The sequence below is a fragment of the Frigoribacterium sp. PhB107 genome (genome assembly GCF_003751515.1).
Taxonomy (GTDB): Bacteria; Actinomycetota; Actinomycetes; order Actinomycetales; family Microbacteriaceae; genus Frigoribacterium.
The window spans coordinates 409590-424136 of record NZ_RJKU01000001.1; the positions used below are offsets into that span (position 1 = coordinate 409590).

Below are 14547 nucleotides of genomic sequence, written 5' to 3' on the forward strand. Positions count from 1 at the left end.
TTCCTGGAGGTCAGTCGGTGAACGGCTCGACGTCGTCGAACCGCACCCTGAGTGTAGGCAGGCCCCGGCCGCGCCGGGAGCCGATCGCCTTGCGGCGCTCCGTCGCGGCGCGGATGACCTGGGACCGCAGCACCTGCGCGACGTCGTGCCCGCTGGCGTAGTCGAAGCGCACGATCGCGCGGACGCCGGCGTCGGGCACGTCGACCGGCCCCAGGGTCTCCTTCCGGACGCTCTCGGGCAGCTCGTCGAGGGCACGGGCGACGGTCTCGACGCCGCCCGTCACGGTCGCGACGCGGACGGCGGGCGGGAACCTCAGCTCACGCCGGTCGGCCAGCTCGCCGGACGCGTACCGGGCGAGTTCCCACGTCGCGAGCGAGGAGGCGATGGCCCCGCCGACCCCGACCAGCACGATCGGCGCACGGCGCGCCGCCAGTGCGGCCGCGTTGGCCCACCACCGCAGGCAGTCCTCGGCCACGCGCAGGCTCTCGCGGGCCAGCATCCGCTCGCCGTCGAGCAGCAGGACGGCGCGGTAGCCGCCGGGCGCGATCGGCTCGGCCCCCCGCGTCGCGACGACGATCGCGGGCTCGGAGTCGACGTGCGTCACCTGGCGGGAGCCGTCGGACACGATGACGCGCACCCCCGGGAAGGCCTTGCCGAGCTCGTCGGCCGTGCGGGACGCCCCCGTGCCGACCGACTTCATCTGCGTGCCCTCACAGGTCGAGCAGCGCCAGCCCACGGCGAGGGCGCCGCACCACGAGCAGGCCGGCTGGCCGCCCGGCGCCCGCTGGACGAGCGGCCCGCCGCAGCGCGTGCACCGTGCCGTGTCGCCGCACTCCGTGCAGGCCAGGCGCGGCGAGTAGCCGGGGTGGGCCACCTGGACCAGCACCGGCCCGTGCTCGACCGCCGCCCGCGCCTCCGTCCAGGCCGTCGAGGGTATCCGCGCCTGGGCGGCGAAGCCGTCCTGGGCCGCCTGCTGGGACGTGGGCACGACGTGGGGCTGGTAGCGGGGGTCGGGGCGGACCTCGGCGAGGAAGCCGATCTCGACGAGTCGCTGCACGTCGGTGCTCCGCGCGTGGCCGAGGAACACGAGCGCGGTCTGCTGCTGGGACTGCCGCACCAGCGCGGTGTCCCGCGCGTGCACGTACGGGCTCAACGGCTCGCCCATCAGGGGGTCGCCGTCGTCGAAGACGACGATCAGGCCGAGGCGCGCCGACGGCGCGAGCAGCACGGACCTGTTGCCGACGAGCACGAGCGGCTGGTCGCCCCTCGCCCGCAGCACCGACCGGTAGCGGTCGGCGTTGGACTGCTTCGAGTCGAGCCGCACCACGCTCTCCGCGGGCAGCAGCGCGGCCAGGGCCCGCAGCACCTGGTCCTCGTCCCGGTGGTCGGGCACGGCGACGATCGCGTTCTCGCCCCCGGCCAGGGTCACCGTCGCCAGCTGCGCGGCCGTCACTGCCCAGCGGCCGACCCACGAGCCGTCGGGCAGCTCGTCGAGCAGGGGGACGGCGTCGACCGCGGCGCGGCCGCGGGCGGCGACGATGCCCGCGAGCTGGTCGGCGCCGTAGCCGGTGACCTCGGAGGCGACCACGACGGGGTGCGGGACCGTCTCGCCCGACTCGGCGGCGGCCGTCGCGGCCGCGAGCACCTGCTTCTCGACCCTCGCCTGGCGGGGCGGCACCGCGAGACGCAGCACGTCGCTGGCGGAGCCGCCGGCACGGTCGGCCACGGCCCTGGCCAGGGCGAAGACCTCAGGGGCCAGCACGGAGGCGGTCGAGACGATCGCCTCGACCTCGCTCAGCTCGCCCCCGTGCGCGGACGACTCGACGACCTCGACCACGAACCCGTCCGCGATGCGCCCGGCCGACCGGAGCGGGACCTTGACCCGGATGCCGGGCACGACGTCGTCGCGCAGGTGCGACGGGACGGCGTAGTCGAAGAGCCGGTCGAGCTGCGGCAGCGGCGACTCGACCAGCACCCGCGCCACGGCGCGCGGTGACGGCCGCTCGCTCGCGACGGGCACGGTCACGGGCGACGGGTCAGAGACCGGCGGCGGCCCGGAGCGCGTCGACGCGGTCGAGGGCCTCCCAGGTGAACTCGGGCAGCTCGCGGCCGAAGTGGCCGTAGGTCGACGTCGCTGCGTAGATCGGCCGCAACAGGTCGAGGTCACGGATGATCGCCGCCGGGCGCAGGTCGAAGACCTGCCGGACGGCCTCGATGATGACGTCGTCGGCCACGTGGCCGGTGCCGAACGTCTCGACGTAGAGCCCGACGGGGGCCGCCCGGCCGATGGCGTAGGCGATCTGCAGCTCGATGCGGTCGGCCAGGCCCGCCGCGACGGCGTTCTTGGCGACCCAGCGCATGGCGTAGGCAGCCGAGCGGTCGACCTTCGACGGGTCCTTGCCCGAGAACGCGCCGCCCCCGTGGCGGCTCGCGCCGCCGTACGTGTCGACGATGATCTTGCGGCCGGTGAGGCCGGCGTCGCCCTGCGGGCCGCCGATCTCGAAACGACCCGTGGGGTTGATGATGAAGCGCGTGCCGGTCGAGTCGAGCCCGGCCTCGTCGAGCACGGGTCGGACGACGTGGGCGATGACGTCGGCCTCGAGCTGCTCGCTCGAGACGCTCGGCGAGTGCTGCGTCGAGACGACGACCGTGTCGACCGTGCGCGGGACGACGCCGTCGTAGCCGACGGTGACCTGGGTCTTGCCGTCGGGCCGGAGGTAGTCGAGCTCGCCGCTCTTGCGGACGTGCGCCAGGCGCTCGGCCAGCCGGTGGGCCAGCCAGACGGGCAGGGGCATGTACTGCGGCGTCTCGTTGGTGGCGTAGCCGAACATGATGCCCTGGTCGCCGGCGCCCTGGCGGTCGAGAGCGTCGTCGGAGGTGCCGCCCCGCGCCTCCAGCGCCGTGTCGACGCCCTGGGCGATGTCGGGCGACTGGGCGCCGATGGAGACCTCGACGCCGCAGGTGCGGCCGTCGAAGCTGACGGCCGAGGAGTCGTAGCCGATGCCGACGATGAGGTCGCGGACGATCGTGGGGATGTCGACGTAGCCCTTGGTGGTCACCTCGCCGGCCACGTGCACCAGCCCGGTCGTGACCATCGTCTCGACGGCGACCCGGCTCTGCGGGTCGACCGCGAGCAGCGCGTCGAGGATGCCGTCCGAGATCTGGTCGCAGATCTTGTCGGGGTGGCCCTCGGTGACCGACTCGGACGTGAAGAGCCGGAGGCTCGTCGAGGCGGTCGTGCTGCTGGCGGGTGTCACGTCGGTCGAGGTCACAGGTGCTCCGGGGTCGAGGGCGAGGGCAGGGTCGACGGCGTCAGGCGCCGTCGGACGCGGCGAGGCCCCGCGGGACGGTCTCCCAGGGGGCCTCGTTCGATGCTACGGCCGCCCACCGTCACTGTCGCTGGACGACGGGGACCGTGGGCGATCGCGGGGGGACTACTCCGCGGCGGCGGGCAGGGGCTTGGCCTCGAGCTTGTCCTCGTTGATCTCGTGCATGGCGACCGAGAGCGGCTTGTCGTCGATGGTGCTGTCGACGAGCGGGCCGACGTTGTCGAAGAGGCTGCCCTCGTGCAGGTCGGCGTAGTAGTCGTTGATCTGACGTGCGCGCTTCGACGCGAAGATGACGAGCGCGTACTTCGACTCGACCTTCGAGAGCAGCTCGTCGATGGGCGGATCGATGATGCCCTTGTTCTTGTCGGCCATGGGTACTCCTCGTTGTGGGGTTCTGTCAGGCACCGGCAGGTGCGGAGATCGGGGCGCGAGTCACGCTCGCGGGCGTGCGTCCTCGGGCGCAGTCATCAATTCTACGACCTCGCGGGCCGCTTCGGGCACGTCGTGGTTCACGACCTTCACGTCGAACTCGTCCTGGGCCGCCAGCTCGACCTTCGCGGTCTCGAGTCGGCGCTGCTGCTCGGCCGCGTCCTCCGTGCCCCGGCCGATCAGCCGGCGGACGAGCTCGTCCCACGTGGGCGGCAGGAGGAAGACGAGGACGGCCTCGGGCATGGCCGTGCGGACGAGGCGCGCACCTTGCAGGTCGATCTCGAGCAGGACGCTCCGCCCGGCCTGCAGGGCGGCGTCGATCGGGGGCCGCGGCGTGCCGTAGCGGTACGAGTTGTGCACGGTGGCCCACTCGAGCAGCTCGCGCTCGCGGATCATCCGGTCGAACTCGGCGTCGTCGACGAAGTAGTAGTGCACGCCGTCGACCTCGCCCGGTCGCGGCGCCCGGGTGGTCGCGGAGATGGAGAGGTGCACGTCGGGGTAGTTCTCGCGGATGTGGGTCGAGACCGTGCCCTTGCCGACGGCCGTCGGGCCGGCGAGGACGACGAGCCGCGAGCGCACGCGCCCCCGGGCCTCGCGCACGGCGAGCCAGTCGCCGAGGATGCGGCGCTGCCGGACGCCGAGGCCGCCGACGCGCTTGGACTCGGCGATGCCGAGGTCGGTCATGATGCGGGCGACCCGGGTGGGCCCGATGCCGGGGATGCTCGTGAGGAGCTCGCGGACGCGCAGCGTCGCCTCGGGGGCCGTCGGCTCGCCGGCCCAGGCGGCCTCGGCGACGTCGAGCGCGGTGCGCCGGCGCTCGGCCACGGACGCCTTCACGGCGGCGCGGGCACGACGGGCGGCGACCGCGGCCCGGGCGGCGGCGGCACGGTCGACCGGCGGCGGGGTCATGCGAGGCACGAGCGCACCTCCTCCGCGGCGTCGCGGACGGCAGCGGCCATCCCGTCGGGACCCGCTGCGAGGACGCCGCGGGAGGTCGAGACGAGGACGGTGCGTGCTGCCGCGCCGTAGAGGGCCGTCAGGTCGGAGACGCGAGCCCCCTGGTGGCCGAAGCCGGGGGCGAGGACGGGTACACCGGTCAGCGCCGCCGTGTCGATGCCGTACGACGCGAGATCGACGGTCGCCCCGAGCACGAGGCCCACGGAGCCGAGTCGGGTCTCCCCCGCTGCCTGGTCGTCGTCTCGCACCTGGTCGACGATACCTGCCGCCAGGGTGCGCGACGTGCCGACGGGGCCGGTGACCAGTGCCGTCTGGCCGGCCCGCGCCTCCGGGTTGGAGGTGGCCGCGAGGACGAACACGCCCGCGCCGACCTGCCGGGCCCGGTCGATCGTGCCCCGGAGCGAGCCGAAGCCGAGGTACGGCGACACCGTCAGGGCGTCGACGCGCAGGGGCGAGTCGGGCGAGAACCACGCGTCGGCGTAGCCGTCCATGGTGCTCCCGACGTCGCCGCGCTTGGCGTCCCCGATCACGAGGAGACCGGCGTCGCGAGCTGCCGCGAGGACGTCCTCGAGGGCCGCGAAGCCCGCCGACCCCCAGCGCTCGTAGAAGGCGACCTGGGGCTTGACCACCCCGGCCGACCCCACGGTCGCCTCGACCGCGCGCAGGCCGAGCTCGCGGACGCCGGAGGCGCTGGTCGGCAGCCCCCACTCGTCGAGGAGCCAGGGGTGCGGGTCGATGCCGACGCAGAGCCCGCCGGTCGTCTCGAGCACGTCCGCCAGGCGGGCGCCGAAGGAGGCGGCCGCCCCGCCGACCGCGACGGCGGGGGCAGCAGGGTCGGCCGTCACCGCCGTGCCGCCCGCGCCAGACCGTAGTCCTGCAGGCTCGTGACCTCGAACGGCGTGTGGATCGCCTCGATCGACGCCACCGCCGCGCCGAGCTGTGCGATGGTCGTGAAGAGGGCCTTGTCGGCCGCGACGGTCGCGGCGCGGATCTCGTAGCCGTCGGCGCGGGCGCTCGAGCCGCTCGGCGTGTTGATCACGATGTCGACCTCGTCGCGGTTGATCAGGTCGACGACGCTCTCGCCGCCGGCGCTGAACTTGCCCACGATCTCGGCAGCGATGCCGTTGCGGATGAGGACGGTGGCCGTGCCCTCGGTCGCGAGCACGCGGAAGCCGAGCTGCTGGAGGCGCAGGACGGGGAGCACGATCGCCCGCTTGTCGCGGTCGGCCACGCTGACGAAGACGGTGCCCGTCGTGGGCAGCCCGCCGTACGCCGCCGTCTGGCTCTTCGCGAAGGCGCGGGGGAAGTCGCGGTCGATGCCCATGACCTCGCCGGTCGAGCGCATCTCGGGGCTGAGGACGCTGTCGACGACCTGCCCCTCCTTCGTGCGGAACCGCTTGAACGGGAGCACCGCCTCCTTGACCGAGATCGGGGAGTCGAGCGGGACGTCCGAGCCGTCCTGGGCGGGCAGCAGCCCGCTCTCGACGAGCTCGCGGATGCTCTGGCCGACCATGACGAGCGACGCCGCCTTGGCGAGCGGGATGCCGAGCGCCTTCGAGACGAACGGCACCGTGCGGCTCGCCCGGGGGTTGGCCTCGATCACGTAGAGGACGCCGGCCGCGATCGCGAACTGGACGTTGAGCAGGCCGCGGACGCCGACGCCCTCGGCGATGGCCAGGGTGGCCTCGCGGACGCGGTCGATCTCGCCCTTGCCGAGCGTGACCGGGGGCAGGGTGCAGCTCGAGTCGCCCGAGTGGATGCCCGCCTCCTCGATGTGCTCCATGACGCCGCCGACGTAGAGCTCGGTGCCGTCGTAGAGGGCGTCGACGTCGATCTCGACGGCGTCGTCCAGGAACCGGTCGACGAGCAGCGGCGCGTCCGGGCCGATGATCGCCTGGTCGCTGACCCGGACGAAGTAGTCGGCGAGCGACGGGCTGTCGTAGACGATCTCCATGCCGCGGCCGCCGAGCACGTAGGACGGACGCACGAGGACGGGGTAGCCGATCTCTTCTGCGACGGCGACGGCGCTCTCGTAGTCGGTCGCGGTGCCGTTGCGGGGGGCCAGCAGGCCCGCCTCGTCGAGGATCGCGGAGAACAGCCCCCGCTCCTCTGCCGAGTCGATGGCGTCGGGCGAGGTGCCGAGGATCGGGACGCCGGCGGCCTCGAGGCCCTTCGACAGGCCGAGGGCCGTCTGGCCGCCCAGCTGGACGACGACGCCGACGAGCTCGCCGCTGGCGGACTCGGCGTGCACGACCTCGAGGACGTCCTCGAGGGTGAGCGGCTCGAAGTAGAGCCGGTCGCTCGTGTCGTAGTCGGTCGAGACCGTCTCGGGGTTGCAGTTGACCATGATCGTCTCGTAGCCCGCGTCGCTCAGCGCGAAGCTGGCGTGCACGCACGAGTAGTCGAACTCGACGCCCTGGCCGATCCGGTTCGGGCCCGAGCCGAGGATGATCACCTTGCGGCGGTCGCTCGGCGCGACCTCGGTCTCGAGGTCGTAGCTCGAGTAGTGGTACGGGGTCAGGGCGGGGAACTCGCCGGCGCAGGTGTCGACCGTCTTGAAGACGGGGCGCACGCCGAGCGACCAGCGCAGCTCGCGCACCTCCTGCTCGCCGAGGCCGCGCAGCTGGCCGATCTGCACGTCGCTGAAGCCGTGGTCCTTGGCGTGCGCGAACAGGTCGGCGTCGAGCTCCGCCGCGGCGGCGATCTCGTCGGCGACCTCGTTGATCAGCACGACCTGGTCGATGAACCAGGGGTCGATCGCGGTCGAGTCGAAGACCTGCTCGGCCGTGGCGCCGGCACGGAGGGCCTGCTGCACGGTGACGATGCGGCCGTCGGTGGGCGTGTGCGCCAGCGTGAGGAGCGCCTCCACGTCGCCGGGCTCGCCCTCCCAGTGGAAGCTCGATCCGCGCTTCTCGAGCGAGCGCAGCGACTTCTGCAGCGCCTGCGTGAAGTTGCGGCCGATGGCCATCGCCTCGCCGACGCTCTTCATGGTCGTGCTGAGGGTCGTGTCGGCCGCCGGGAACTTCTCGAAGGCGAACCGCGGCACCTTGACGACCACGTAGTCGAGGGTCGGTTCGAAGGAGGCGGGCGTCACCTTGGTGATGTCGTTCGGGATCTCGTCGAGGCGGTACCCGAGCGCCAGCTTCGCGGCGATCTTGGCGATCGGGAAGCCCGTCGCCTTCGACGCGAGCGCACTGGAGCGCGAGACGCGCGGGTTCATCTCGATGACGATGACGCGGCCGTCGGCGGGGTCGATCGCGAACTGGATGTTGCAGCCGCCCGTGTCGACGCCCACGCGACGGATGATGTCGATCGAGATGTCGCGGAGGTTCTGGTACTCGCGATCGGTGAGGGTGAGCGCAGGGGCCACCGTGATCGAGTCGCCCGTGTGCACGCCGACCGGGTCGACGTTCTCGATCGAGCAGACGACGACCGTGTTGTCGGCGGTGTCGCGCATCATCTCGAGCTCGTACTCCTTCCAGCCGAGGATGCTCTCCTCGAGCAGGACCTCGGTGGTCGGGCTCTGGTGGAGGCCGTCGGTGACCATGCGGACGAGCTCGTCGCGGGTGTACGCGAAGCCCGAGCCGAGGCCGCCCATCGTGAACGACGGACGGATGACGAGCGGGTAGCCGAGGTCCTCGGCGAAGTCGACCGCCTCCTCGACGGTGTGCGCGATGTAGGACTTCGCGACGTCGGCGCCCGACTCGAGCACCAGCTCCTTGAAGAGCTGCCTGTCTTCGCCCTTCTGGATCGCCTCGACCTTGGCGCCGATCAGCTCGACGCCGTGCTTGGCGAGGATGCCCTCCTCGTCGAGCGCGATGGCGGCGTTGAGCGCCGTCTGGCCGCCGAGGGTCGGCAGGATCGCGTCGGGCTTCTCCTTGACGATGATCGCCTCGAGGACCTCGGACGTGATGGGCTCGACGTAGGTGGCGTCGGCGAAGTCGGGGTCGGTCATGATCGTGGCCGGGTTCGGGTTCACGAGGATGACGCGCACGCCCTCCTCGCGGAGGACGCGGCACGCCTGGGTGCCCGAGTAGTCGAACTCGGCCGCCTGGCCGATGACGATCGGCCCGGAGCCGATGACGAGGACCGAGTTGATGTCTGTGCGCTTGGGCATCAGTTGCTGCTTTCGAGGTCGGAGCCGAAGTCGACGGGCTGGCCGGACTTGCGTGCCACGACCGCCTCGCGGAAGCGGTCGAAGAGGTGGTTGCTGTCGTGGGGCCCGGCTGCCGCCTCGGGGTGGTACTGCACCGAGAAGGCCGGGATGTCGAGGGCGCGGAGGCCCTCGACGACGTTGTCGTTGAGGCTGAAGTGGCTGACCTCGACGCGGCCGAAGCCGGCGGGCGAGTCGAGCACGCCCTCGACGGGCGCGTCGACCGCGAAGCCGTGGTTCTGGCTCGTGATCTCGACCTTGCCCGTGGTCTTGTCGAGCACCGGCTGGTTGATGCCCCGGTGGCCGAAGGGCAGCTTGTACGTGTCGAAGCCGAGGGCCCGGCCGAACAGCTGGTTGCCGAAGCAGATGCCGAAGTAGGGCAGGCCGTCACGGAGGGCGCCGCGCAGCAGCTCGACCTGGGCGTCGCTGGCCGCGGGGTCGCCGGGACCGTTCGAGAAGAAGAGGGCGTCGGGCGCGAGGGCGCGGAGCTGCTCGGGCGTCGTGTCCTGCGGGAGGACGTGCACCCGGAAGCCGCGCTGGGCGAGGTAGCGCAGCGTCGAGGTCTTGACCCCCAGGTCGAGCACCGCGACCGAGCCGACGAGCTCGCCCTCGGCCTCGAGCACGTAGGGCTCGACCGTCGAGACCTGGCTCGAGAGGCTGAGGCCGCGCATGTCGGCCGAGCCGCGCACGAGGGCGAGCTGCTCGTCGTCGCGGAGCTCGGCGTCGGGTCCGCTGAAGACCCCGCCGCGCATCGAGCCGACGTCGCGGAGGCGACGGGTCAGCGCGCGGGTGTCGATGCCGCGGATGCCCACGACGCCGTCGGCCACGAGCTGGTCGTCGAGGCTGCCCTGGGCTCGGTGGTTGGAGACGACGCGGCTGGCGTCGCGGACGACGAAGCCCGAGACCCAGATGCGACGCGACTCTGGGTCTTCGTCGTTGACGCCCGTGTTTCCGATGTGCGGGGCCGTCATGACGACGATCTGGCCCGCGTAGGACGGGTCGGTGAGGGTCTCCTGGTAGCCGGTCATGCCGGTGGCGAAGACGGTCTCCCCGAGCGTCCGCCCGACGGCGCCGTAGGCGCGGCCGGCGTAGCGGGTCCCGTCTTCGAGCACCAGGACGGCCCGGGTGGTGGTGGACGCGTCAGTCAATGGTCTGCTCTCCTGTGGTGGTGCCGGCCGTGGGGGCCGAGGTCGTGATGGTGCGGACGGCGTCGACGAGCGGGCGGGGGTCGTCCGTGACGCGCAGGTAGGTGTCGACGTCGGTGTCGCCGAGGTTCCAGGCGACGAGCACGAGCCCGTCGGTCTCGACCACGCGGTCGATGGTCCAGGTCGCGCGGCCGACGTCGCGGATCGAGGAGGCGCGGATCAGCTTCGCGGGCTCGCCCGCGATCTCGAGGCGGACGCCCTCCCGGTGCACCGAGATGACGGCCCTGCCCCGGAAGCCCAGCCCGCCGACCACGATCCGGTCGAGCGGGTCGCCCGCCCGGGTCGTCGCGACGTAGAAGCCGTCGTGCTCGACGAGGGCCGTCGACAGGGCGTCGGGAGCCGTCTCGGGCAGGGCGATGTCCGCCTGTCGTCGACCTCGCGCCCGCCAGGAGCGGACCATGAGGAGGACGACGAACACGAGCAGGACGAGGATGCCCGCGCCGATCACCCAGCGGTTCACGGGGCGCCCGCCGGCTCGGGGGCGGCCAGCACGGCCGCCGCGACCACGCGTGCGGCGCGGTCGGCGATCTCGCGCTCGTCGACGACGAGGCCGTCACGGACGGTGGCGTAGCCCTGGTGCAGCGTCGCGACGACCTGCCCGGGCAACGTGTGCCCGAGGAAGGGCGAGTTGCGGCTGCGGCCCGCGAGGTGCTCGGTGCCGAAGGTCCTGCTCACCCCTCGATCGTAGAGGGTCAGCTCGGCGGGCTCCCCGACGGCCAGCGGTCGTCCGTGCCCCTCGACCTGCCCGATGCGCGCCGGTGCGACCGACAGCACGCGGGCCACGTCCGCCCAGCCGATCAGGCCCGTCTCGACCATCGTCCGGTGCACGACGGAGAGGGCGCTCTCGAGGCCGACCATGCCGTTCGCGGCGGCGTCCCACTCGCAGTGCTTCGCCTCCGAGGTGTGCGGGGCGTGGTCAGTGGCGACGATGTCGATCGTGCCGTCGGCCAGGGCCGCCCGGAGCGCCTCCACGTCCTCCGCCCGGCGGAGCGGCGGGTTGACCTTGTAGCGCGAGTCGTAGCTCGAGACGAGATCTTCGGTGAGGAGGAGGTGGTGCGGCGTGACCTCGGCGGTCACGTCGATGCCCCGTGCCTTGGCCCAGCGGACGACCTCGACGCTGCCTGCCGTCGAGACGTGGCACACGTGCAGGCGGGCGCCGACGTGGTCGGCGAGCAGGACGTCGCGGGCGATGATCGACTCCTCCGCGACGGCGGGCCAGCCGCCGAGCCCGAGCTCGGCCGACAGGGCGCCCTCGTTCATCTGGGCCCCCTCGGTGAGGCGAGGTTCTTGCGCGTGCTGGGCCACGACTCCCCCGAAGCCCTTGACGTACTCGAGCGCGCGGCGCATGAGCAGGGGGTCGGAGACGCAGTGGCCGTCGTCGGAGAAGACGCGGACGGCCGCGCGGGACCGGGCCATGGCGCCGATCTCGGAGAGCCGGCGGCCCTCGAGGCCCTGGGTGACGGCGCCGATCGGTCGGACCGTGACGTAGCCCGCGCGCTCGCCGAGGGCCTGCACCTGCTCGACGACGCCCGCGGTGTCGGCGACCGGCGAGGAGTTCGCCATGGCGTTGACCGCGGTGAAGCCGCCGGCGGCGGCCGCGCGGGACCCGGTGAGGACGGTCTCGGCGCCCTCGCCGCCCGGCTCGCGGAGGTGCGTGTGCAGGTCGACGAGGCCGGGCAGCGCGAGCAGGCCGTCGGCGTCGATCACCTCGGCCCCCGTGGCGCTGAGGCCGGAGCCGAGCTCGACGACGACGCCGTCGCGGACGAGGACGTCGGTACGGGTGCCATCGACGGTCTCGACGGCGCGGATCAGGTGGGTGGTGGTCACAGGGAGTCCTCCCGGTCGCCGGCGAGTGTGAGGTAGAGCACGGCCATCCGGACGGCCACGCCGTTGCCGACCTGCTCCCGCACGGTCGAGCGGGGCGAATCGGCGGCGTCGTCGCCGATCTCGAGGCCGCGGTTCATCGGGCCGGGGTGCATGACGAGCGCCGCGGGCGGCAGTGACCGGAAGCGCGCCGCCCCGAGGCCCCAGGAACGCGCGTACTCGCGGGCGTTGGGGAAGAACGCCTCGGCCATGCGCTCCTGCTGGATGCGCAGCATCATGACCACGTCGGGCTGCACCCGGGCGATCGCCTCGTCGAGGTCGTAGTGCACGTCGACGCCCAGGCGGCTGACGTCGACCGGCAGGAGCGTGGGAGGCGCCACCACCGTCACGTGGGCCCCGAGGGTCCGCAGCAGCCACGCGTTGGACCGCGCGACCCGCGAGTGCAGGATGTCGCCGACGATCAGCACCTCCAGGCCGTCGAGGTCCCGGCCGCGGCTCGCGTCGCCGTGGACCCGACGGCGCATCGTGAAGGCGTCGAGCAGGGCCTGCGTCGGGTGCTCGTGCGTGCCGTCGCCCGCGTTGACGATCCCGGCGTCGACCCAGCCGCTGTCCGCGAGGACGCGGGGCGCCCCGGACGCCGGATGCCGGATGACGATGCCGTCGGCGCCCATCGCGGCCAGCGTCTGGGCCGTGTCCTTGAGGGACTCGCCCTTCGAGACGCTCGATCCCTTGGCGGCGAAGTTGATGACGTCGGCGCTGAGGCGCTTCGCCGCCGCCTCGAACGAGATGCGGGTGCGGGTGCTGTCCTCGTAGAAGAGGTTCACGACGGTCGTGCCGCGCAGGGTCGGCAGCTTCTTGACCTGACGGGTCGAGACGTCGGCCATGTCCTCCGCGACGTCGAGGATCCGCAGGGCGTCGTCGCGACCGAGGTCGGCGGTGCTGAGGAGGTGCTTCACGAGTCGGCACCCCCCTCGATGGCGACGAGTTCGTCGTCGTCGACGCCGTGCAGCCGCACGAAGATGCGCTCGGCCGCCGACGTGGGCAGGTTCTTGCCCACGAAGTCGGCGCGGATCGGGAGCTCGCGGTGGCCCCGGTCCACGAGCACGGCGAGGCGGACGGCCCGGGGGCGTCCGAGGGCGCTGAGGGCGTCGAGGGCGGCGCGGATGGTGCGACCGGAGTAGAGCACGTCGTCGACGAGGACGACGGTCGCGCCGTCGATGCCGCCGTCGGGCAGGCGGGTGGGCTGGCTGGCCCGCGTCGGGTTGCGCCGCAGGTCGTCGCGGTACATGGTCACGTCGACGGAGCCGGTCGGGACGGCGACGCCGGAGATCGACGAGAGCTGGGCGCCGATCCGCTCGGCGAGGACGACGCCTCGCGTGGGGATGCCCAGCACGACGAGGCCGTCGGGGCCCCGGTTCGACTCGAGGACCTCGTGGGAGATGCGCGTCAGGGCGCGCGTGATGTCAGCCTGACTCAGCACGGTGCGTGTGCTCAATCGGACCTCCTTCCCCGCCTCTCGGGACGGAACTTAAAGGACGTCGGTGGTGGTGCCGGCTCGGTCGCCCCGTCGAGGGTGCCCGTCGCCGGCACCGAGCCTAGCCGCTCGTGGCGATGCGCCCGAGCAGCCCGTTCACGAAGGGAGCCGAGTCGTCGGTGCTGAGCGACTGGGCCAGCTCGACCGCCTCGCTGATCGCGACGTGGTCGGGGACCTCGTCGTTGTGCAGCAGCTCGAAGACGCCGATCCGGAGGATGCCCCGGTCGAGCGTCGGCATGCGGGCCATCGTCCAGCCCTGGGCGTACGTCTCGATCAGCTCGTCGATCTCGGCCTGGTGGTCGATGACGCCCTGGACGAGGTCGCGGGCGTAGCCCCAGCTGGAGTTCCGCTCGGGCTCCTGACGGGCCCGCGCCGTCTCGGCGGCCAGGGCGTCGGTCATGCTGATCTGGCGGATGTCGGCGACGTACAGGACGTCGAGGGCGCGCTTGCGCGCCTTGGTGCGTGCGCTCACTGTGCGGGTGGCCGCCGACTACTCGTTGACGCGGCCGAGGTAGCCGCCGTCGCGCGTGTCGACCTTGACCTTCGTGCCGGTCTCGAGGAACAGCGGGACCTGGATCTCGTAGCCGGTCTCGACGGTGGCCGCCTTCGTGCCGCCGGTGGAGCGGTCGCCCTGCAGGCCGGGCTCGGTGTAGGTGACCTCGAGGACGACGGAGGCGGGCAACTCGATGTAGAGCGGGTTGCCGTCGTGCAGCGCCATCTGGACGTTCTGGTTCTCGAGCATGAAGTTCTTCGCGTCGCCGACGATGGTGGCGGGCACGTTGATCTGGTCGTAGTCGGTCGTGTCCATGAAGACGTAGCCGTCGGCCTCGGCGTAGAGGTACGTGTACTCGCGGCGGTCGACGTTGGCGAACTCGATCTTGGTGCCGGCGTTGAAGGTCTTGTCGACGACCTTGCCCGAGCGCACGTTCTTCATCTTGGTGCGGACGAAGGCGCCGCCCTTGCCCGGCTTCACGTGCTGGAACTCGATCACGTTCCAGAGCTGGCCGTCCAGGTCGAGGACGGCGCCGTTCTTGATGTCGTTGGTGGTCGCCATGCGTGCGAGGTCCGATCGGGAGTGAGGTGGGTGGGGCCGGATCTGGCCGGGTTCGAGTGTAG

The 14547-nt window shown here is 72.5% G+C and carries 13 protein-coding genes; all 13 read right to left on the reverse strand.

Annotated elements, in window-relative coordinates; all coding sequences use genetic code 11:
- Positions 1-10: 10 nt before the first annotated feature.
- The 13 genes from EDF18_RS01845 to efp all read right to left on the reverse strand — a co-directional run bounded on the left by EDF18_RS01845 (position 11) and on the right by efp (position 14485).
- Positions 11-2026, reverse strand: coding sequence for a primosomal protein N' (locus EDF18_RS01845; RefSeq protein WP_233568941.1), 2016 nt, complete (start codon positions 2024-2026; stop codon positions 11-13).
- 10 nt (positions 2027-2036) lie between these two features.
- Complete coding sequence (metK, locus tag EDF18_RS01850) at positions 2037-3257, reverse strand: methionine adenosyltransferase (RefSeq protein ID WP_123547222.1); 1221 nt, start codon at positions 3255-3257, stop codon at positions 2037-2039.
- A gap of 177 nt (positions 3258-3434) precedes the next feature.
- Positions 3435-3701: a DNA-directed RNA polymerase subunit omega gene (rpoZ, locus tag EDF18_RS01855; RefSeq protein WP_123545886.1), complete on the reverse strand. Its 267-nt coding sequence runs from the start codon at positions 3699-3701 to the stop codon at positions 3435-3437.
- 60 nt (positions 3702-3761) lie between these two features.
- Positions 3762-4667: a guanylate kinase gene (gene gmk / locus EDF18_RS01860; RefSeq protein WP_123545888.1), complete on the reverse strand. Its 906-nt coding sequence runs from the start codon at positions 4665-4667 to the stop codon at positions 3762-3764.
- Positions 4664-5560 (reverse strand): orotidine-5'-phosphate decarboxylase, encoded by an 897-nt coding sequence (gene pyrF, locus EDF18_RS01865; protein WP_199732301.1) that lies wholly within the window; start codon positions 5558-5560, stop codon positions 4664-4666. The genes gmk and pyrF overlap by 4 nt, the downstream gene beginning before the upstream one ends.
- Positions 5557-8832 carry a carbamoyl-phosphate synthase large subunit gene (carB, locus tag EDF18_RS01870; protein ID WP_123545890.1) on the reverse strand — a complete coding sequence of 1092 codons (3276 nt, stop codon included), beginning with the start codon at positions 8830-8832 and terminating at the stop codon, positions 5557-5559. Before carB ends, pyrF begins: the two co-directional genes overlap by 4 nt.
- Complete coding sequence (gene carA / locus EDF18_RS01875; protein WP_123545892.1) at positions 8832-10016, reverse strand: glutamine-hydrolyzing carbamoyl-phosphate synthase small subunit; 1185 nt, start codon at positions 10014-10016, stop codon at positions 8832-8834. The genes carB and carA overlap by 1 nt, the downstream gene beginning before the upstream one ends.
- Positions 10009-10533, reverse strand: coding sequence for a hypothetical protein (locus EDF18_RS01880; protein ID WP_123545894.1), 525 nt, complete (start codon positions 10531-10533; stop codon positions 10009-10011). Before EDF18_RS01880 ends, carA begins: the two co-directional genes overlap by 8 nt.
- Complete coding sequence (locus tag EDF18_RS01885; RefSeq protein WP_123545896.1) at positions 10530-11900, reverse strand: dihydroorotase; 1371 nt, start codon at positions 11898-11900, stop codon at positions 10530-10532. Before EDF18_RS01885 ends, EDF18_RS01880 begins: the two co-directional genes overlap by 4 nt.
- Positions 11897-12853 carry an aspartate carbamoyltransferase catalytic subunit gene (locus EDF18_RS01890; protein ID WP_123545898.1) on the reverse strand — a complete coding sequence of 319 codons (957 nt, stop codon included), beginning with the start codon at positions 12851-12853 and terminating at the stop codon, positions 11897-11899. The genes EDF18_RS01885 and EDF18_RS01890 overlap by 4 nt, the downstream gene beginning before the upstream one ends.
- The gene (gene pyrR / locus EDF18_RS01895) at positions 12850-13392 is read right to left on the reverse strand and encodes a bifunctional pyr operon transcriptional regulator/uracil phosphoribosyltransferase PyrR (RefSeq protein WP_123545900.1); all 543 of its coding nucleotides are present in this window, start codon (positions 13390-13392) and stop codon (positions 12850-12852) included. The genes EDF18_RS01890 and pyrR overlap by 4 nt, the downstream gene beginning before the upstream one ends.
- Positions 13393-13492: 100 nt before the next feature.
- The gene (gene nusB / locus EDF18_RS01900; protein ID WP_123545902.1) at positions 13493-13903 is read right to left on the reverse strand and encodes a transcription antitermination factor NusB; all 411 of its coding nucleotides are present in this window, start codon (positions 13901-13903) and stop codon (positions 13493-13495) included.
- A gap of 18 nt (positions 13904-13921) precedes the next feature.
- Positions 13922-14485, reverse strand: a complete 564-nt coding sequence (efp, locus tag EDF18_RS01905; protein WP_123545904.1) for an elongation factor P — start codon at positions 14483-14485, stop codon at positions 13922-13924.
- Positions 14486-14547 lie beyond the last annotated feature (62 nt).

What these genes read in the sequence shown, in the direction of transcription:
- rpoZ (WP_123545886.1), bottom strand. Translation starts at nt 3,701, where the DNA reads ATGGCCGACAAGAACAAGGGCATCATCGATCCGCCCATCGACGAGCTG.
- gmk (WP_123545888.1), bottom strand. Translation starts at nt 4,667, where the DNA reads ATGACCCCGCCGCCGGTCGACCGTGCCGCCGCCGCCCGGGCCGCGGTC.
- carB (WP_123545890.1), bottom strand. Translation starts at nt 8,832, where the DNA reads ATGCCCAAGCGCACAGACATCAACTCGGTCCTCGTCATCGGCTCCGGG.
- efp (WP_123545904.1), bottom strand. Translation starts at nt 14,485, where the DNA reads ATGGCGACCACCAACGACATCAAGAACGGCGCCGTCCTCGACCTGGAC.